The 20,550-nt window shown below is 60.8% G+C and carries 16 protein-coding genes; 7 read left to right on the forward strand and 9 right to left on the reverse strand.

Features of this window, described 5'->3' with window-relative positions:
- Positions 1–32 precede the first annotated feature (32 nt).
- The 3 genes from PJK54_RS12455 to PJK54_RS12465 all read right to left on the reverse strand — a co-directional run bounded on the left by PJK54_RS12455 (position 33) and on the right by PJK54_RS12465 (position 6,791).
- Positions 33–2,096, reverse strand: a complete 2,064-nt coding sequence (locus tag PJK54_RS12455) for a TonB-dependent siderophore receptor (protein WP_271303025.1) — start codon at positions 2,094–2,096, stop codon at positions 33–35.
- Between the two features lie 359 nt (positions 2,097–2,455).
- A complete protein-coding gene (locus PJK54_RS12460; RefSeq protein ID WP_271303026.1) occupies positions 2,456–4,213 on the reverse strand; it encodes a multidrug ABC transporter permease/ATP-binding protein in 1,758 nt (585 codons plus the stop codon).
- Positions 4,214–4,355: 142 nt separating this feature from the next.
- The gene (locus PJK54_RS12465; protein ID WP_271303027.1) at positions 4,356–6,791 is read right to left on the reverse strand and encodes a DNA polymerase II; all 2,436 of its coding nucleotides are present in this window, start codon (positions 6,789–6,791) and stop codon (positions 4,356–4,358) included.
- 215 nt (positions 6,792–7,006) lie between these two features.
- Here PJK54_RS12465 and PJK54_RS12470 point away from each other — a divergent pair, with 215 nt between their 5' ends.
- The 6 genes from PJK54_RS12470 to copD all read left to right on the forward strand — a co-directional run bounded on the left by PJK54_RS12470 (position 7,007) and on the right by copD (position 13,567).
- A complete protein-coding gene (locus PJK54_RS12470; protein WP_271303028.1) occupies positions 7,007–8,398 on the forward strand; it encodes a sensor domain-containing diguanylate cyclase in 1,392 nt (463 codons plus the stop codon).
- Positions 8,399–8,653: 255 nt separating this feature from the next.
- Positions 8,654–9,673 (forward strand): GlxA family transcriptional regulator, encoded by a 1,020-nt coding sequence (locus PJK54_RS12475; RefSeq protein WP_271303029.1) that lies wholly within the window; start codon positions 8,654–8,656, stop codon positions 9,671–9,673.
- A 127-nt stretch (positions 9,674–9,800) separates the two neighbouring features.
- The gene (locus PJK54_RS12480; RefSeq protein ID WP_271303030.1) at positions 9,801–11,024 is read left to right on the forward strand and encodes a TauD/TfdA family dioxygenase; all 1,224 of its coding nucleotides are present in this window, start codon (positions 9,801–9,803) and stop codon (positions 11,022–11,024) included.
- Between the two features lie 322 nt (positions 11,025–11,346).
- Positions 11,347–12,153 (forward strand): sulfite exporter TauE/SafE family protein, encoded by an 807-nt coding sequence (locus PJK54_RS12485; protein WP_271303031.1) that lies wholly within the window; start codon positions 11,347–11,349, stop codon positions 12,151–12,153.
- Between the two features lie 167 nt (positions 12,154–12,320).
- Positions 12,321–12,686 carry a copper homeostasis periplasmic binding protein CopC gene (gene copC, locus PJK54_RS12490; RefSeq protein ID WP_136937901.1) on the forward strand — a complete coding sequence of 122 codons (366 nt, stop codon included), beginning with the start codon at positions 12,321–12,323 and terminating at the stop codon, positions 12,684–12,686.
- A complete protein-coding gene (gene copD / locus PJK54_RS12495) occupies positions 12,620–13,567 on the forward strand; it encodes a copper homeostasis membrane protein CopD (RefSeq protein ID WP_141392086.1) in 948 nt (315 codons plus the stop codon). The genes copC and copD overlap by 67 nt, the downstream gene beginning before the upstream one ends.
- Before the next feature lie 179 nt (positions 13,568–13,746).
- Here copD and PJK54_RS12500 read toward each other — a convergent pair whose 3' ends face one another.
- Complete coding sequence (locus tag PJK54_RS12500) at positions 13,747–15,213, reverse strand: aldehyde dehydrogenase family protein (protein ID WP_271303032.1); 1,467 nt, start codon at positions 15,211–15,213, stop codon at positions 13,747–13,749.
- A 136-nt stretch (positions 15,214–15,349) separates the two neighbouring features.
- Between PJK54_RS12500 and PJK54_RS12505 the strand changes: the two genes are divergently transcribed.
- Positions 15,350–15,562 carry a DUF3820 family protein gene (locus PJK54_RS12505; RefSeq protein ID WP_052384432.1) on the forward strand — a complete coding sequence of 71 codons (213 nt, stop codon included), beginning with the start codon at positions 15,350–15,352 and terminating at the stop codon, positions 15,560–15,562.
- A 17-nt stretch (positions 15,563–15,579) separates the two neighbouring features.
- Here the strand turns inward: PJK54_RS12505 and PJK54_RS12510 are convergent, their stop codons facing one another.
- The 5 genes from PJK54_RS12510 to PJK54_RS12525 all read right to left on the reverse strand — a co-directional run bounded on the left by PJK54_RS12510 (position 15,580) and on the right by PJK54_RS12525 (position 20,364).
- The gene (locus PJK54_RS12510; protein WP_271303033.1) at positions 15,580–16,536 is read right to left on the reverse strand and encodes an NAD-dependent epimerase/dehydratase family protein; all 957 of its coding nucleotides are present in this window, start codon (positions 16,534–16,536) and stop codon (positions 15,580–15,582) included.
- Complete coding sequence (locus PJK54_RS17890; RefSeq protein WP_442870681.1) at positions 16,439–16,669, reverse strand: NAD-dependent epimerase/dehydratase family protein; 231 nt, start codon at positions 16,667–16,669, stop codon at positions 16,439–16,441. The genes PJK54_RS12510 and PJK54_RS17890 overlap by 98 nt, the downstream gene beginning before the upstream one ends.
- A gap of 58 nt (positions 16,670–16,727) precedes the next feature.
- On the reverse strand, positions 16,728–17,111 hold the full coding sequence (locus PJK54_RS12515; RefSeq protein WP_077376856.1) for a hypothetical protein: 384 nt from the start codon (positions 17,109–17,111) through the stop codon (positions 16,728–16,730).
- An 83-nt stretch (positions 17,112–17,194) separates the two neighbouring features.
- Positions 17,195–18,826, reverse strand: a complete 1,632-nt coding sequence (locus PJK54_RS12520; RefSeq protein ID WP_271303034.1) for a BCCT family transporter — start codon at positions 18,824–18,826, stop codon at positions 17,195–17,197.
- Between the two features lie 281 nt (positions 18,827–19,107).
- The gene (locus PJK54_RS12525) at positions 19,108–20,364 is read right to left on the reverse strand and encodes a M24 family metallopeptidase (protein ID WP_271303035.1); all 1,257 of its coding nucleotides are present in this window, start codon (positions 20,362–20,364) and stop codon (positions 19,108–19,110) included.
- Positions 20,365–20,550 lie beyond the last annotated feature (186 nt).

The following is a 20,550-nucleotide window of genomic DNA, read 5'->3' on the forward strand; positions in this document are numbered from 1 at the left end:
TTCAAAAGGACATGATGCAAAGGCGCAAGGAATCAGAAGCGATAGCTCAGACTGCCGATGATGCTGCGGGATTCCCCGTAGTAGCACCAGTAGCTGCAGCTGGCGACATATTCCTTGTCAGTGAGGTTGCTGACATTGACCTGAGCGCTCAGCTCGCGGGTGAAGTCATACCCCACCATCGCGTCGAACAGGAGATAGTCGGAGACGGTGGTGTCGCCATCCACCGATTCACCGACATAACGGGCCCCCGCCCCCAGACGCAGGCCCTCCAGAGTGCCACTTTCGAAGGCGTAATCCAGCCAGCTGGAAGCCTGGTGGCGCGGTATCAGCGGCGCACGCACATCATCTTCCAGACGCGCATCGGTATAGGTATACGCCGAGGTCAGCTTGAGGTGGTCCGTCAGGTAACCGACCATTTCCAGCTCGAAGCCACGCGATTGGCGCTCGCCCTCCTGCACCTGAAAACCACCGCTGGTAACCAGCGTATTGTCTTCGGTGAGGTCAAAGACAGCCGCCGTCACATAGCCATCCCAGCCGGCGGGCTGATACTTGGCGCCCAGCTCCCACTGGCGACCTTGGCGGGGCTCGTAGAGAGAACCACCATCATCGGTCGCGCTGATCGGCTCGAAGGATTCGGTATAGCTCAGATAGGGATTGAGACCGAAATCGCTCAGGTACATCACCCCGCCCGACCAGCTGATCTCGTCATCATCAGAACGCTGGTCTTGGTTTTCTGCGTCACTGGCATTCACGGTCTCGGCCTGGTCGTAACGTACCCCCGCCAGCAGTACCCACTTGTCATCGATACGCAGTTGATCCTGCACGTAGAGGCCGATCTGCTCCTTGTCGATATCGCGCCGCGTGACCTGGTCATCGCTCAAGGCGGTGTAATTGCCGTATTGCGGGTCAAACAGATCGATCGGATCGCCGAAGGCATAGTCATCCGCTTCCTTGCCCGACAGGCTGAGATTCTGATAATCCACGCCCAGCAGCAAGGTGTTTTCGGTGCGCTCGCCATACCACTTGCCGATGGCCCGATTGTCGACGGTATAGCTGTCGATGGTGCCTTCGCGATACAGCAGCCCCCGCTGTCCCTCGCGCGCCGAGGACTGATAGAGAATATAGCTACTGATCAGGTCGAGATCCAGCTGGCTATAGCGGAAATCCTGCTCCAGCGCCCAGGTGTCGTTCAGCTGGTGGCGCAGCTCATACCCCAGGGAGGTCTGGGTACGCTCATCCTTGTCATACCCCGGTTCGCTGTAGTTGGTCTGCGGGTCCACCTTGCCGAACGGCGTATCATCATGGGTGCCATAGGCCAGCTTGAAGGCATTGGTAGGGACGCCATCATCCTTCTGGAGGCTGGCGAGCAGCGTCAGCTGGGTTGCCTCCGAGATGTCCCAGGTCAGACTTGGCGAGAAGTAGTAGCGCTCGTTCTCGGTATGATCCAGATCCCCATCACGTTCGCGGTACAGCCCGACCAGACGATAGCGCACATCCCCGTACTCGCTCAGATAGCCACTGGTATCGAGCCCCGTCTGGCGCAGAGCGCGATTGCCGACCTGAATCTGAATCTCGCTCTGCGGCTCATCGGTGGGGCGCTTGCTGATGGCGTTGATCAACCCGCCGGGAGGCGCCTCACCATAGAGGATGGAAGAAGGTCCCTTGAACAGATCGACCCGCTCCAGCCCCCAGGTCTCCGGCAACCACTGATAGAAGCCTTCACGGTAGATGCGCAGGCCATCCTGATAGGTGGATTGATCAAAGCCACGCACCTTGAACCAGTCGGTATTGTTGTCGGACCCATAATGGCCAGACAGGACGCCGGCACGGTAACGGAAGGTTTCATCGAGCTGCTGGACGTTGCGCGTGTCGAGCTCTTCGCGATTGACCGTCGAGACCGGACGCGGCGTCTCAACCAGCGGCGCATCGACTTTCAGTGCCGTGCCGACCACGACCATGGTGTCATCGGTCTCGGCGGCCAGCACGCTGGCCGACTGTGACAGGAGTCCCGCCGCGATGCAGAGCCGTATGGCATGCGACAGAGGGGCGAGTGCCGGCCGGACAGGTGTCTGCCGTGATGTTGGATGTCTGGACATGTCGTGTTCCCTTGCAACGATCGTTGTGTGGTCAATCTCCCCTTCCGTCTCGTGGCGTCTCTCACTGGCACGCTCATGGCGAATAAGGAATGGAATCAGGATGATTCGTATTCATCTAATGTGAACCGTGGTGACACACCGTTCTGCATGCACCAGCATGCAATCCCGAGAATGGCGCGTCTGACCGACTGCAGTACCCCGAGGGGCGATTCACGCTGCAGCCGGGCATCATCCCTGATACATCACATGAGACCGCCTCCGGGGCTCACGTCCTGCCACTGCCTGTCTGGTGATGTCGGAGGAATTGAGCGACCGCGGCATCCCGCGGCCGCCCCCGCCGCCAGCCCGAACGGGTTGTTTCAGGCCTCATCCAGACGCGCGACGGCATCCTGGCTGATGCGATCACGCTGGGCGCCCGACAACTCCTGCAACGTGCCGGCGCGCATCTCGAACAACCTGTCTGCCTGCGCGAAATAATGATCATCGTGACTGATGGCGAAGACCGTCTTGCCCATCTCGCGCAGACGCGGCAACAGATCGCGATAGAAGATACGGCGGAACTGCGGGTCCTGATCTGCCGCCCATTCATCCAACAACACGATGTCGCGACGCTCTGCCACGGCCATCAGCAGCGCCAGTCGCTTGCGCTGCCCTTGAGACAGCTCGGTGTTGATCACACGGTTCTCCTCGAGCACCAGCTTCTCGCGCATCTGCAGGTAGTCGATCCATTGTGCGATCAATGCCGGATCTGCCGGCTCACCGGTCGGACCCAGCAGGCGATCGAACTGATGGAAATCAGTGAAGACCGCCGAGAACTGCTGACGCCAGGCTTCCCGCTCGTCTTCCCCTATCGGGTGCCCGTCCCGCAGAAGGGAGCCTGATGTCGGCCGATAGAGGCCGGTCAAGAGCTTGGCCAGGGTCGACTTGCCGCTGCCATTGCCACCGATCAGGAAGACCAGCTCTCCACGCCTGAGGGTAAGATCCAGCGGGCCGACGCAGAAGGCCTGCGCGTCGTTGTGCGCAATGTCCTGTCCCAGGGTCTCGCGGCCGGCGTAGCGGAAGCAGACACCCTGCAGACTCAAGGTCTGCCAGTCAGACCCGGCCGACGAGTCTGCGGCTGACGCATGTCCCTGCGGCGGTGCATCTTGAGGAGACGCGAAATCGGCGTTGACCGGTGCCAATGCCAGCTTGCGCAGCTTGGCAAAGGCCACATCCGCCCCCAGCAGAGTCGGCAATGCCCCCACGGCCTGGATCAAGGGCGTGCGCAGAAACAGCAGCGTCAGGGAAAAGGTTGCGGCGACTTCACCACTGGCCCAGCCCAGGCCATTGGCCAGATAGAAGACGATGCCGATGGCGCCGAGCATCATGATGTTGGAGAAGTTGACGGCGCTCAGGTGGTAGGTATCCGCGCGCACGACGTGATGGCGATACTCACGGGCATTGACGCTATAGCGGGTGTCGAAATAGTCACGCGCACGGGGTCGATTGAGCGCCAGCTCCTTGCGCCCATCGATGACCGCCTCATAGTCGGCGTACAGGCGACTCTCCGCTTCACGCACCTCGGCCAGGTGGCGATAGACTCGCGTGACCAGCCAGCTGCCCCCCATGATGGTCAAGGTCACCCAGATGGTGGTGACCAGCATCATGCCGGGGGATAGCCAGCCAAGATAGAACACGGCCCCCAGAGTCAGCACGATGCCCTGCACCAGTTCCGGCAGGCGCACGAACGCCAGGGTGATGTTGCGGATGTCACTCGACAGACTCGCCAGCAGGTTGGCGCTGCCGAGCTGCTCGAGCCGCTCGATATCAGTATCGAGGATCTGCTTGACCAGACGCCCGCGCAGTCCGTGCACGAAATGATGCCCCAGCGTCGTCAACGCCAGTTGTGCCCCCAGGGTGATCGCCAGCAACAGCAATATCAGCCCGAGAAACTCCGGAAGCACCCCGACATGGGCCGCAAGCCCCTCGTCCAAGGGGACGGTGGCAGAATGCGCGATGAGTCGCTGGTTGATATAGGCAATGACACCGATACCCAATCCCGCGCTCGCAAGACTGAGAAGCATCACGCCAACAAAGGACCAGCGATAATGGACAAGAACCACTTTCAGTAACGTCACACCTGCTCCCGGGCACCATGGCGATCAGACCGCCATCACATGACAACTGCGCAGGCCTGATGGCTGCACCGAGAGAGGATCTTACGTCGAACATACATTAATGCAAGAAATAATGAGAAAGATTATCACTACGCAAAAAGCGTCACCACAGCGTCATCTGACGATCCAGCAGGCGATCGAAATCATCCCCCACGAACGGCAGGATGCCATCGGCGACGGGCTTGAGCTGGCGACTCAGGTAATGCTCGACATCGATGGACGAGCGCAGATATTCGACGGGTTCCGGGCCGGAGGTGGTCATTACATAGCGAATCCAGCCGCCACGCTGGTAGCGTAACGGTAGGCCCCGCCGTCGGTTCTCGTCATCCGCCAGGCGCGCCGCACGTACATGGGGCGGCACATTGCGCTGATAATCGTCGAGCTTGCGTCGCAGTCGCTTGCGGTAGATCAAGGCCTCGATATCCGTGGTGTCCGCCGCGCCATCGGCATGGCGTTGCAGGTAATCCTGCACGTAGCCTTTCAGATACTCCTGATAGGGACTGCCTTCGAAGATGCGACGATAAAGCCCCTGCTGGAAGGCCTTGGCCAGCGGCGTCCAGTCGGAGCGCACAGACTCCAGTCCCTTGAACACCAACTCGCTATCCTGCCCTTCCTCGGCCTGTCTGATACCCGCGTAACGCTTCTTGCTACCCTCCTCGGCCCCGCGAATGGTCGGCATCACGAAACGCTGATAATGGGTCTCGAACTGAAGTTCCAATGCACTCGCGAGATTCAGCGTCTCCTTGAGATGCTGTCGCCACCAGTCCGTGACATGGGCTGCCAGTTCGCGGCCGATCTCAGCGGCTTTCTCCTCGTCATGCGCCCTGCCAAGCCACACGAAGGTGGAATCGGTGTCGCCATAGATGACGGTGTAGCCGCGCGCCTCGATCAATTCCACCGTCTGCTGGATGATCTGATGGCCACGCCGTGTGATCGAGGACGCCAACCGTGGGTCGAAGAAACGACAGCCGCGTGACCCCAGCACGCCATAGAAAGCATTCATGATGATTTTGAGTGCCTGGGTCAACGGCGCATCGCCCGCCGCACGTGCAACGTCACGCGCCTGCCAGATATCCGCGACGATGGCCGGCAGGCAATGCCTGTCCCGCGAGAACTTCGCGCCGAGAAAGCCGGGGACGGTATCTTCAGAGGTCACGTTCGACTCACGCAGACCTTCGATCAGCCCAAGCGGGTCGATCAGAAACGTCCGGATGATGGAGGGATACAGGCTCTTGAAATCCAGCACCAGCACCGAGTCATAGAGGCCGGGCCGGGAATCCATCACGAAGCCGCCGGGACTGTCCTCCCCCACCACATCTCCCAAATTGGGCGCGACCTTGCCGAGGCGATGCAGGCGCGGCAGGTACAGGTGGGTAAAGGCAGCCACCGAACCACCGCTGCGATCGGCCTCAAGCCCGGTTACACTGGCCCGTGCGAGCAGAAACTCCATCAGTCGCGTCTTCGCGAGGATGCGCGTGACCAGCTCGCAATCCTTGAGGTTGTAGCGCGCCAGAGACGGTTTATCCTCGGCGAACATGCGCAGTATCTCGTCCAGCCGACCATAGGGGTCGTCGATGGCCTTGCCTTCCTGCAACAGCTCACGCGAGACATTCTCGAGGCTGAACGACTCGAAATGCCAGAAGGCTGACTTGAGCGCCTCGATGCCATCCACCACCCAGCGCCCGGCGATCCCGGCAAAGAAGTGCTCGGCCTGGCGAGGATGAGAGCGCCACTGCATCACGCTGTCGTCACGCCCCAGTCGCAGCGGCAAACCTTCGGCCTCTGACAGCCGCACCAGCATGCGCAGATCGAACTGGATGACGTTCCAGCCGATGATGACATCAGGATCATGCCTTGCGACCCAGTCCAGCAGGCATTGCAGCAACTCACGCCGGCTGACGCGGTACTCCAGCGAGAAATCGCGGCTGGCGCTCTCCTCGCCATTAGGGGGGCCCAGCATGTACACCTGACGCTGACCGCAACCCTCGAGCGCGATGGAATACAGATTGCCCCGCGCATCGGTCTCGATATCCAGCGATGCCCATCGCAGTGGTGGCCGATAGCCCTCCAGCGGAGCCAGCCGTGCATTCCTCACGCTGCCATCAGGCTGGCGCGCGCCGCGTGCCGTGACGCCTGCCGTGATGAAACGCTCCATCAGGTAGCGGTCCGTCGGACGAATATCTGCTTCGTAGACATCCACGCCAATCGCCTTCAAACGACGCGCCAGCTGACCCAGGGTGCGATATTCACGGCAGTAGAGCCCCACTACCGGGCGATGGTGGAAGTCTTCCAATGCCAGCGGACGCAGCTCGGCGCCGGCCTCAAAATTCACCAGTGTCTGAGCCAGCACCTGCTGTTCGGCGGGCAGGAAAGCGACGACTTCCTGCGGCGCACATTCGACACGCACGGCGCCTTCGTCGCTGCGGATCCAGAAGCTGATCACCACCCCCTCGGTCGTGTCCCGCCAATGACGTGTCAGCACGAAACCATGAAGTTCAACAGGAGCGTGGCGGGAATCTTGGGATGCGGCCTCTGGCACTGCATTACCTTTACGTTGAATATACGAATGCCGGGCAGGATGAGAGCAAGACGCGTCTGCATCCTCATACGATAATATGAATTCTGTATCGTACAACATCCGGCGTGAAGCCTGAGCTTGACGACGGAAATACCGAGCCTTCCCGGCGACAGGATGGATGTCTGCGGCAAGGAATGCCTCTCCCGAGATAGCGGCACCCATAAGGAGCCTGCGTCATGCAACGCTTTGAGATGATTCAAACCCTGCTGGGCCAGATGCTGGGCCAGATCGACGACATCATCTTGCTTGCAGATGATCAGCGCCATATCACCTACCTGAATGACAGTGCGGTGAAGGCATTCGGCTACCCGCGTGAAGCGTTGATCGGCAAGCAGACACGTGTGCTGTATGCCTCCAGTGATGAGTTCGAGCGCCAAGGGAAGAGACGCTTTCGTGTCGATGCCCAGCCCGCCAAGGAAGGCCGGGTCATCCGCTACCGACGCCAGGATGGCACCTATTTCTACGGAGAGACGCTCGGCGGCCCCATCAAGGACTCCACCAGCGACAACATCTTCATGTTCGGGCTGATCCGCGATGTCTCACGGCGCGTGACGGCGGAACACACCCTGCACAGCCTGCATGCCATCACCTCATCACGTGAACTCAACTTCAATGCGCGCATCGATGAGCTGCTGAAACTGGGTTGCGCCCATTTCGGCCTGCCAATCGGTATCTTCAGCCGCATCCAGGGAGGCGAATACGTCGTCCAGCGCGCCTGCCACCCGGAAGACCTGCTGGAACCGGGGCTGAGCTTCTCGCTCAGCGATACCTATTGCGATCACGTCTACAAGGCCGACAGCGTCCAGGCGTTTCACCATGTCGCCAGCAGCGAGATACGCAATCATCCCTGCTACGCCAATTTCAATCTTGAAGCCTATATCGGGGCGCCAGTGATCGTGGATGGCGAACGTTATGGCACCTTCAATTTCTCGAGCCCGGACCCGGTCGACCCCTTTACCCCACAGGATATCGAGCTGGTGCGCCTGATTGCGCTCTGGGCAGGACATGAGGTCGCACGCGCCAATGACTTCTCAGCCTTGCAAGAAGCGCATCAGGCACTCGAGAAGATCGCGATCACTGATCCATTGACCGGCCTCTACAACCGGCGTCATGTCCAGCAGATACTGGATGAGCACATCGCAGCTCTGGCCACCGCCGAGGTTGATCACCCCCTATGCGTGGCACTGCTGGATTTCGACCATTTCAAGAAGATCAATGACAATCATGGCCATGACGCCGGTGATCTTGCATTGCAGCAATTGAGCGTTCTCGCCGATGAGATCCTGCTGCCCGGCGACACCATTGCCAGATGGGGTGGCGAGGAATTCCTGGCGATTCTGCCTGACTCGCTGCTCTGCGACTCAGCCACCCGCATCAACCTCCTTCGACAACGCATGAAGGACAGTGTCGTGGAGTACGAGGGCCAACGTCTGCCCCTGTCGTTGAGCATCGGGATGACCTGCCTGGAACCCGATGACAGCGCCACGCGTGAGCAGTTGGTCGCCCGCGCCGATGAAGCCATGTACGCGGCCAAGAAGGCGGGGAGAAACTGCCTCAAGATGCTGTAACTTACCCAATGGACCTTGCATCGTCCGTCCTGTCTGCCCTGATCGGGATCGCCAAGCAGGACGGACATTCCTGCCGAGGCCCTCGCCTCACGCCATCGCCTCCTCGCGCTCAGTTAGCGAACACGCTAAGGTCAGGCCCAACCCCTTCTGTCGATCCATCCGACACCGTCGTTGCCTATCCTCATGTCTTCACACGATTCCAGCGCTGTCCCACCCGGTGTGTCCTACGCCTTCGGCCTACCGGAAGACGGCGGGTTGTCTGACCAACCCACCAGCATTGCGCCATTGACCGCCACTCTTGCCTCGCCTGCCCCCACTGACCGTCACCAACTCGGTATCTTCCTGCTGCCGGGCTTCGCGATGGTCGCGCTCTTCTCGATGATCGAGCCGCTGCGCATTGCCAATCGATTGCGCGGAAAACGCCTGTATCAATGGACACTCGCAAGCCAGGATGGCGCGCCGGTCAAGGCCTCCAACGGCATGGTGCTGCCGGTGGATACCGCACGTGATGAGCTCGCCGCAGTGGACAAGCTGGTGGTGTGCACCAGCTTTGCCCCGGAAGCCTATCTGGAAGACCGCACCTTGCACTGGCTACAGGAGCGCTCTCATAGCGGTTGCCAGCTCGGCGGCGTGGATACCGGCTGCTTCGTACTGGCGCGCGCCGGCCTGCTCACCGGCAAGACGGTGACGCTGCACTGGGAAAGCCTGCCGGAATTCAGCCAGCGCTTCGATGAGGTGGACGCCGTGGAGTCACTGTATGAAATCAGTGACGATGGCTTCTTCTGCGCCGGCGGCAGCGCCCCGCTGGACATGAGCCTGGAGCTGATACGGCGTCAGCATGGCCAGGCGCTCTATCAGGCAGTACGCGAACAGCTGATTCTCGATCAGGGGCGCCTGCCGGCCAGCCGCCAGCGCGGCATCAGTCAGCAGACGGCCGACCTGGCCGACCCGCTGCTCAGGCGTGCGATCACGCGCATGGAGAACACTCTGGAAGCCCCACTGAGCATCGAGGCACTCGCCGAAGAGCTCGGCCTCTCATGGCGCCAGCTGGAGCGCCGCTTCCAGCAAGGGCTCGGCTGCACGCCTCGCGCCTATCATGGGGAGCGTCGCCTGCTGCATGCACGCAGCCTGCTTCACGATACCCGCCATGGCGTCACCGACATCGCTCTGGCCTGCGGTTTCACCTCGCATTCGAGTTTCACCCGCGCCTTTCGCCGTCGCTTCGGGATCACCCCGACCCAGGCGCGCCGCCAGCCACCACGTCCTCTGGGGTAATCTACGCCCGCCCCCGCAACTCGATGTCGAATTGGGCACAGTGGGTGTCGACTTGGGCACAGTAGCGAACGCCGTGGGCTGCCATTCTGTCGGGGAATCGCTCACCTGATAGAAGGAAGGACTCTCCATGGCGCTCCCGATCACACCCGATTACGACAGCTGGCCAATTGACGAGACTCTCGTGAAGGTCGTTCACGAAGCACGCTTTCTGAGCGTGACCTGGAGCGATGGCCGCGTCAGCCGTTTTCATAGTGTCTGGTTGCGCGAGAACGCCGCGGACGATACCACCGTCAATCCGGCGACGCGCGAACGCATTCTGGACCTCTCCCAGATTCCTGCCTGGCCGGAAATCGCCGTGGCCTGCATCGATGAGGACGGCGCACTCAGCGTGCTGTTCACGCCCGAAGACCGCCGTCTGCGCTTCCACCCGGGCTTCCTGCGTGCCAATGACTATGACAACCAAGACGCGCTGCCACCGGAACTGCCGCCGATGACGCTCTGGCACGGCGAGCAGTTGGATCAGCCGCCGACCATCGATGCCGCTCGCCTGGCCGAGGCCGACCATGGCAGCGCGCATGAGGCGGAGATTCTGTATCCGACCCTGCATGAACTGCTCGGCAAGGGACTGGTGCGTCTGCGCAACCTGCCGATAGAAGAAGGCGCCATCGAAAAGGTCGCCGAACGCATCGGCTCGATCCGCACCACCAACTTCGGCCACCTCTTCAATGTCCGTGCGATCCATAACCCGGATTCCAATGCCTATACCTCGATCGCCTTGCCACCGCACGTGGACCTGCCAACCCGTGAATATCAGCCGGGCCTGCAATGCCTCTACTGTCTCGAGAACACCGTGGAAGGCGGCATGGCGGTGATGATGGACGGCTTCGCTATCGCGGCGGCGCTGAAGGAAGAACACCCCAAGGCCTACGAGACACTCACCACGGTACAGTGGCGCTACGCCAATACCTCGCGCAATACCGATCATGTCTGGTATTCGCCGATGATCGTGCTGGGTCAGGCAGGAGAGCTGCTGGAGGTGCGGATCGCCGACTTCCTGCGCGGGCCGATGATGGCACCGTTCGAGCAGACCGAGACCGCCTATGAAGCACTGATGACGCTGCAGCGCATGTTGCGTGAGCCGCGCTTCGCCATGCGCTTCACCTATGCCCCCGGCGACATGGTCATTTTCGACAATCGCCGCCTGCTGCACGCTCGCGATGCCTTCGAAGGCGACAGCGGCAGCCGTTGGTTGCAGGGCTGCTACCTTGAGCGTGACGAGGTACGCTCGCGCTATCGCATGTTAAAGCGTGCCGAACGCGCGGAGCGGGTCGAGGCCTCTTCACCGGCCTGATTCATCCTTTCTGGCACGACGCAGAAGACTGAAGCCTCTCTGGCCCATGACGGCCAGAGGGGCTTTTCATTGCTGGCACTTCTTTCCTTTGGTTGTATCGCCAGTTCATTCATAAGCGGATACTTTGCAGAAAATGGCACCTTGGACGGGCCCACACATGTCATAAAGGCAATACTGGGCAGCGCCGCCTGCTCAAGGTAGCCTTGCGTGCCGGCCAGCCATGCTCCCCCCACCAGCCGCCAGCCGCCAGCCGCCAGCCGCCAGCCGCCAGCCGCCAGCCGAATGTCACTTCATCATTGGCTTTCTGCACAGGATGCCCGCAATGCCCGCCAATTCCGCCGATATTCCCTACCTCGCAAGCCTGGTTGACGGCCTCGCGCAGTATTTCCCGCTCTCGCTGCCCATCGTCATCGCGTTGATCCTGCTGGCTGCTGCCACCTCCGCGCTGTCTGCGGCTGTCGGGGTCGGCGGTGGAACGTTGCTGATCATGTTCATGGCGCAGTTGATGCCTGCCACTGCCCTGATTCCGGTGCATGGCATGGTGCAGCTGGGCTCCAACGGTGGGCGTATGGCGATGACATGGCGCCATATCGACATGCGCCGTCTGCTGGCCTTTCTGCCTGGTGTAGCGCTGGGTGCGCTGATCGCGGCCTGGGTGTTGATCCGCTTGCCTGAAGGGGTACTGGAACTCACCATCGCGCTGTTCGTGCTGTTCACCTGCTGGGGGCCGGCGCTGCCCAAGCGGGCATTGAGCCGCACGGGCACCTTGATCGCCGGTGCCATCACAACGTTCCTTTCGAGTCTGATCGGGGCCAGCGGCCCACTGGTCGCGAGCTTCATCAAGCAAGGCGGCGGCGAGCGTCACACCAAGGTGGCGACCTTCGCGGCCTGCATGGTCGCGCAGCATCTGACCAAGGCGTTCATCTTCGGCATGGCAGGGTTTCTCTTCCATGAGTGGTTGCCCCTGATCGTGCTGATGATCGGTGCGGGCCTGATCGGTACCCGCCTCGGACTGCGTTTTCTGGATCGTGTCTCCAACCGGCACTTCGATGGCCTGTTCAAATGGGCGCTGTCATTGCTGGCACTCAGGCTTGCCTGGCTGGGTAGCGTCTCTCTGATCAGTCATTGATCCGCCACCAGGCGGAACTCGGGGTGCGACATTATTGCGGGGGACACCACAGTGCTGGCTGAGGTAACGTGCCCCTTCTGCAAGTGCATACCTCTGGCCAGAGGGTGTGAATCCCCATGGCTGGACCATGCACAAGTCAACGCGACCGAAGTCCAGAGGACATCAAGATGACGCATGCAAGACATTGGCTCACCACACTCGTCGCTGGCAGCCTGCTGTTCAGTGGCCAGGCATTCGCTCACGCCCATGTCAGCAGTGCCAATCCCGCGGACGGCGCCAGAATCGCCTCGCCGACTAGCATCAGCCTCACCTTCAGCGAAGGGCTGGAGTTGCCTTTCAGTGGCCTGGGTCTCAGCAGAGTCGATGGCAACCCCGTCTCCCTGGGGGATGCCACTCTCGACAATGGCGGCAAGACGTTGAACGCTCCGGTCAGCAAGACGCTCGAGGCAGGAAAATATGCCGTCAAATGGCATGTGCTTTCCACCGATGGTCACAAGACCGAAGGCCAGTATCAGTTCACCGTCACGCCGTGATCGGCCCCGATAACGCCCTTGCCGCGAGCCGCTTCGTCCTTGACGGAGCGGTCGTGTTCCTTTGGGGCGTCAGCGGATTCCTGCTGACATCGTCATCGCGCGAGCTGCGCCTCTGGCTTGAGGAGCGCTGGTCGGGGGCCTTGCGCCTGGCACTGGCATTGGCCGTGATCGCCACTGCCTGCCAACTGCCACTCCAGACTGCCATCATCGGGGCTGGCTGGGGAGATCTCTCCAATGTCTCCCTGGCATGGAGCGTCATGACCCAGACGACCTCGGGACTTGCCTGGGCAGGCAAGGCAGGCATCCTGTCGATGGCACTGCTGGCGCTGATGGTGATTCCCGCACATCGCCTGGTGGTCCTGGCGCTTGCGAGCATGGCAATGTTGGCAAGCCTTGCGTTCTCCGGTCACGCCGCCATGCACGGTGGCTGGCTGGGAGGTATTCACCGCGCCAATCAATGGCTGCACCTACTCAGTGGTGGCTTCTGGATCGGGGCGTTGTTCCCGGTGGTGTCCACCCTGCGTGCATTGCATGCCGAAACTTTGTGCCAAGCCGCCAGAGCTGCCTTGATACGCTTCTCCCGCATGGGCCACCTCGCGGTCGCTCTGGTGGTCGTGACGGGGGCCCTCAATACCGGGCTGATTCTCGGGACACCCCCGCTGGACTGGTCACACCCTTATCAAGGACTGCTGGCCATCAAGATCGGGCTGGTGCTCAGCATGGTCAGTATCGCCCTCTTCAATCGCTATTGGCTTGTGCCGAAGCTTTCCGGCCAGGGCGGCACCACACGAGCCCTTGAGTGGATGACGCGACTGGAAGTGATGTTGGCGGCGCTGGTACTGGGGCTGGTCGTGACGCTTTCCGCCCTCGATCCCTACTGATGATCGCAGCTTGCGTCTCTGTCCTCTCTACAGCGCCGCCCTTGCTGTCAAGATCCCTAGGCCTTCTTGCCTGCATCATCACCATGACGTGTCTGCATTACTCACCATCAAAAACGCCCCGCTCAGCCAGCAGGCTGAGCGGGGCGTTGTTTGTCATGCGCAACTACAGATAAGAGGGATCAGAACGGATACTGACGTGGCTCGACCTGCAGACTGACCCATTGATCGGTGGTGAATTCCTCCAGCACCCAGTCGCCATTGAAGCGCCCAAGGCCTGAATTCTTCTCGCCGCCGAAGGGCGCGCGTGGATCATCATTCACCGGCATGTCATTGACGTGCACCATGCCCGCCTCGACCTGACGCGCGAAGCGCTCGCCGCGTGCGATATCCGCGGTGAAGACGGAGGCTGAGAGACCATATTCGGTGCCATTGGCAAGTTCCAGCGCATGCGCTTCATCACGGGCTTTCTGGATGCCGACCACCGGGCCGAAGATCTCGTTCTGCGCCAGGCTCATGTCATTGGTAACATCGGTGAACACATGCGGCGGCACCAGCTGACCCTGCGCCTCGCCCTCAAGCATCACTTGGGCACCCTCACCCTTGGCCGTCTCGATCATCTCGAGCAGACCATCACGCTGCTTGGCATTGATGATCGGCCCGATGACGGTATCGTCCTGTGCGGGGTTGCCGACCTTCAGCTCACGGGCACGCGCCACGAAGCGATCGACGAAGGCATCATGGACCGACGCATCGACGATGATGCGGTTGATGGCCATGCAGATCTGCCCTTGATGCAGGAACTTGCCGACCAGCGCGGCGTCCACCGCCTGCTCGATGTTCGCATCGTCAAGCACCACGAAGGGGCTGTTGCCGCCCAGCTCCAGGGCGACCTGCTTGAGGTGATCGCCACCGACGGCGCGCCTGCCGATGGCTTTGCCCACCTGGGTGGAGCCGGTGAAGGAGATCAGCCGCGGTACCTCGTGATCCACGAAGGCATCGCCGATCTCGCTGCCGGCACCGACCACCACGCTCAGGACACCGGCAGGCAGCCCCGCCTCCTCGAAGAGCCTGGCCAGCAGCAGGCCGCCGGTCAGCGGAGTATCACTGGCCGGCTTGATGACGACGCTGTTGCCAAGTGCCAGTGCCGGCGCCAGGGAACGCTGGGTCAGATGCAGCGGGAAATTCCACGGGCTGATGATGCCGATGACACCCAGCGGCTTGCGGAAGACACGGTTCTCCTTGCCCGGTACCTGAGCCTCCATCACCATCCCGGCCACGCGATTGGCCATCGCGGCGGACTCCAGCGTGATCGCACGGGCCGCGGCCAGCTCCGCCTGAGCCTTGAGGCGGGTACTGCCCGACTCACGAATCAACCAGCCGAGCAACTCCTCGCGTCGCTCGTCCATCAGCTCCACCACCTTGTGCATCACGCCAGCGCGCTCGCTCGCCGGTGTCAGAGCCCAGTCAGGCTGGACATCACGCGCCCTGCGATAGCTGGCATCGAGATCCTCGGCATTGGCCATGGGAATCGAGAGCAGCGAGCTCTGATCGAAGGGGTCCACCACCTCAAGCGTCCTGCCGGCTCGGCCGTTACGCCATTCTCCGGCGAGGGGTAGCTGCTCGAGGTTCTGATAGTCGCGGGACATGAGTCACTCCGTATCATGAGTATGATCAGGACATGGCGGTGCCGGAGCAAAACCCAACCGTTGCATCACAGCTGTGCCAGAATGGCACCTGCAACTGACCAGACCGTCCTTAACCGAGTGGAATGAGAGTCACTGGATGAGCCCCGAAGATCTGCAGAAACTGACGACCCGCCAGATGCCCTATGGCAAGTACGCCGGACGATTGATTGCCGACCTGCCCGGCGATTACCTGGGCTGGTTTGCGCGCAAGGGATTCCCCCAAGGCGAGATAGGTCGCTTGCTGGCGCTGATGCACGAGATAGATCACAACGGGTTGAATGCCCTGCTGGAGCCGCTCCGACGTCGCTGACATGCAGAAGATGAGGTTCACGACAGGCGGCCGCTGGCCTCCAGTTGATCGAACATATCGTGCAGCGTCGTCTCGAGGGGCCGGTAGATCAGCCCCAGCTGCTCACGGCTGCGGGTATTGTCGAACACGAAGGCATGCCCCACGTTGCGTGAGACGATCTTGCGGGTCACCGCCCTGTTGGCCAGCGGACCCGCCAGCCACACCAGCCATCTGGGCAGCTGGCGAGAGGGAATCGCATATTGCGGGCCGGCGTGATGACTCAACAGTCGCCCCAGCGCAATGAAGCTTGAGGAGTGCCCGGCGACCAGATGACGCCCGGTGGCCGTGGGCAGAAATCCCGCCGCCAGATGCGCCTCGGCGACATCACGCACATCCACCACGCCCATGCCGTAATCCGGCGCGCCTATCCTGAGCGTGCCGTCACAGAGCTGCGTCATCAGGCTGAAGGATTCGCCGTGCGTGTCATCGCTGATCGCGGGGCCAAGCACCAGCGAGGGATTGATCACTACCAGCCGCCAGCGCGACTGCTGCTCGGCAATCTGCCAGGCGGCCTGTTCCGCCAGCGTCTTGGAGTGGGAGTAGGCCTGGTGTGTCAGCGAGGCCGTGGTGTTCCAGACACTCTCGTCGAAACAGCCACGCGGGGTGTCCAACGCATCGGCATTGTCACTGTAGATGGCAGCACAACTGCTGGTCAGCACCACGCGTTCGACACTGCTCTGACGATTGGCTTCCTGGAGCACGTTACGCGTGCCCTCCACTGCTGGCCGCACCAGATCGCGCTCGGGATCCTCGACACTGACGACAAAAGGCGAGGCGGTATGAAAGACCACGCGACATCCCGCCATCGCTTCGGCGTAAGAGCCCTGCTCGAGCAGATCACTGGCGAAGACGCGCAGCTTGCCCGATATGCTGTCTTCCAGTGCCTTCAGTGCCGCCAGGACGTTCGGTGTTACCTGGATCCCGCACGGCGGCATGCACTGTCAGATCCTCCTGCAGCAAGCGACGGATCAGCTGTCCCGCCACATACCCCGTCGCTCCTGTCACCAGAACGGGGTGCGACCTGTCCAGATGAGCCAATGCGGCTAGCGTATTGTCATTGAGCGGCATGAGAGGCCTCAGGGAAGGGAAAAACAGCGGGAATCGCTCTCTGCCTGGGAGCCCCCTCTCAAGCGGACAGCTTGACGAACCAGGTCCACAGGCCGCCGAGAATCAGCGACTCGGCAGCAAAGCGGAACAGATGACGCATGTCGATGCCATCCAGCATCAACCCCATCAGGCGTGCCGTCATGATGCCGGCGATACCCGCCACGGCGAGTGTCACCAGCACCGGCAACACTCCCAGACCGATCGGCGGATACATCAGCAGGTACCCTACCGCGATGACCCAGCCCCAGCGGATCCGGCGAGAGATCGCCGCACCCGTTTGTCTGGGCACGGTCAACGGCGTGTCATCCGGGCCCTTGAAGCGATTGACTAGCTCCGGCACTGCCGCAAGCAGCACACCCGCCGCCAGCACGAAGCCCCCCAGAATCTGCAATACCATCATCATCGCGCCATCTTCCCTTATCGTGTATCCAATGGCGCTCATACTACCAATACTGTCGGCCAAATGCCTGATTTACGCCGCCGGCATCAGTTTGGCGCAGCCTCGTTCACGGCTGGCAGGTCGCTCGGCTCACGCCATAACGACATGAATGTGGCAATGCACATCAGAATCATCAGCAGCGAAAACGGCAGAGAAGCGATGAGCATTGCCTTCTGAATCGCCGCCAGGCCACCCGCCAGAAGCAATGAGCCCACCACCAGTGTCAACAGAGCGCCCCAGATGATGCGGTGACGGCGCTCGTTGGTTTCCTCTCCCCCGGCCATGATGGCGTTGAGCACCAGCACGCCCGAGTCCGCACTGGTCACCAGATACGTGATGATTAGGATCAAGGTGCCGCCGACGATGACATGGATCAAGGCACCGGTATCCAGGTAATCCAGCGTCACGAACAACACTGTGGCGATATGGTCGCGCACGGTTGCCAGAATCGTGCCTTGCGCCAATCCGCTGGTTTCTATGTGCAGACTGCTGCCACCCATGTAGCAGATCCACACGAAGCACATGAGACTGGGAGCCACGACCGCCCCCAACACGAATTCACGAATCGTGCGGCCACGTGAAATACGCGCAAGGAAGAGCCCAACGAATGGCGCGAAGGCAATGAACCAGGCACGCTGCAGAATGGTCCAGTCGACCTGCCACTGGCCTAACGCACTCGTCACCGGCCAGGTCTGGAAGCTGCGTTCCGGCAGGGTTCTCAGATAATCCCAGGTCGCGGAAACCAGCAGTTCACTGGCAAACAGACGACTGCCGAACCAGATGAAGACGGCCAGCAGGGCAAAGGACATCAGCATGTTGAACTGGCTGAGCCAGTTGACGCCGCGCTTCACTCCGGTCAGGGCGGACAGTGTCGATAGCCCCATTATCACGACGAGTGTCAGGATCAACGGCCAGGGGCGTGGAATGCCGGCGGAGTCCAGCAGCTCAGTGCCCGGCATCACGAAATCCAGTCCTGCCACCAGCTGACTGACACCGGCGCCCATGGTGGTGGCCACACCCAGAGTGGTCGCGACCACGGCAATGATATCCACGGCGTGACCCAGGGGGCCATCCAGCAGCCGCTTGCCGAAGATGGGCATCAAGGTACTGCGGATGGTCAATGGCAAGCCACGACGATAGGCGAAATACCCCAGTGCCAGTGCCACCGAGGCATAGATTGCCCAGGCATGCAGCCCCCAGTGCAGGAAGGTATAGCTGACGGCACTTTCAATGGCCTGCTCGGACCCCGCCTGCACCTTGCCTGCCGCGATATCCGGATTGAAATTGAAGTGCGAGACAGGTTCCCCGATGGAGTAGAACAGCAACCCGATGCCCATCCCGGCGCCGAACATCATCGAAAACCAGGCAAAACGCGAAAACTCAGGCACTTCATCATCACGCCCAAGTCGCTTGCGTCCCAACGGCGACACACATAGCACCGTGCAGAACACCAGATAGAAGGCGACGGCATAGACGTAATAGAGATTGAAGTGCTCAAGCATGGTCTGATTGATCGTGGTCAACAGCGCCACAGCCCGATCAGGGAGGGCCACGGCAAATACCACGAGAAGAGTGATGATCAGTTTGCTGATCAGCGTCACCGGAATGTTGAGTCCTCGATATAACCCCGTTTTCTGGCAGGTGATATTGATGCTGCTTTCATGCAAATCGGACGACATGTCTTTACCTCACGTCAGTAGGCGCGCAGCCAGCCGTCCCTCACGCGCCATAGGCACTGGTACATGAAGGAAGCAGACAATGGCGGCACGATCATTTATTGGAATTATGGTGATCTGTGTCTCTACATCTGTGTCACTACGAAACGCGTCAGGAGATTGCGACCAGACAACTGCCCGACCGAAATATCCCGGGGTACAACAACAACGTCATTGCAGACTGCAGACTGCGGGCCAAGGGGGAGCCATGGCGCTGCTTGATCAGCAGCCCCATCCTGAAATCATCAGTTCAACAAGGCTTCCTCGAACGGGAACTTGCTCAGGATCTCGAGACCGTCTTCACGCATCACGCACTGCTCCTCAAGCTTGACGCCCTCCCCGGCTTCGGGGTCGCCGATATAGCTCTCGACGCAGAGCACCATGCCCGGCTCGATTACGCCGTCGTAGCCTGAGACGGCAAAGTCGGCATGGTGATACAGGTAGGGATATTCGCCGGTCATGCCACAGCCATGGGCAGAGAGGTAATAGCGGTTGGCATGGAAACGCTCGGGGATGTTCCAGGCCTTCTCGGAATATTCACGGAAGCTCATGCCGGGACGCAGGATGTCGAGATTGTGCTGTACCTGCTCATGGGCGGTGCGATACAGCAGCTTCTGGGTCTCGGTCGGCTTGTCAGGGCCGACGTGGAAGGTGCGCGAGAAGTCGGAGTAATAGCCGTGGCATCCGACGACGTCAGTATCCAGTGCCACCAGCTCGTTGGCGGCCAGTCGCTTGGATGCGGTTTCCTGGAACCAGGGATAGGTGCGCGGGCCTGAGTTGAGCAGGCGAGTCTCACAGTAGTCGCCATTGTCAGCGATGATGAACTGATGCAGCACCGACCAAAGCTCGTTCTCGGTGATGCCGGGACGAATCGCTTCACGCAGACGTCCTACGCCGCGCTCGGTAGCACGCAGCGAGGCCACGACACACTTGAGTTCTTCGTCAGACTTGATGGCACGTGCACGCTCAAGCGGTGCCTGGGCATCGACGACGCGCGCGCCCAGACGATCAAAGGCGATGGCGGTCCCGGCATTCATGCGCTCCATGCCGATCACCGCTTTCAGACCGCACAGCTCGGTAATGGTCGCCAGCATCTTGCGCGCCCATTGCTGTTCACGCTCAGCGATATCGTGACCTGCCGCAACGAAACTGGCAGTCATGGCCGGGCGCACTTCGTCGATGGTTTCCAGGCCATCGGCGAGATGCTCACAGCCCGTGAATTCGAACAGCACACTGCGATGCTGGGTCAGCAGCAGGTAACGCGCCGGAGTATTGCGAGCGCTGAAGACCTGCATGTTGCGTGCGCCGCTGGCGTAGCGGATGTTGACCGGGTCCGAAATGATCAAGGCATCAACGCCCTGGGTGCTCATCTCTTCGCGCAGGCGATTCTGTCGATAACGACGCACGGCCACCAGGTCGATGCCTTCACTTTCAAGGGCATTGTCCTGAAGCTCCAGCGGGTGAAGGTCACTACGGTCGGCATGCCAATCAAGTTCATTCATGTTTGCTACCCAGTCAGGTCACGGAGTGTCATGCTGATAGCCCGTGGTCATCTACGGAATACCCTATGCATCACGATGACATCAGTGTGGACCTGATAATTCTGGCTGTGTATAGCCTCAATCCTGATCAACCTTGATAACCTGAAGTCATCAAGCATTGACCTATGAGCCAACGTTACCCTCCTC

Origin of the sequence: Cobetia sp. MMG027 (genome assembly GCF_027947415.1) — a bacterium.
GTDB lineage: Bacteria > Pseudomonadota > Gammaproteobacteria > Pseudomonadales > Halomonadaceae > Cobetia > Cobetia marina.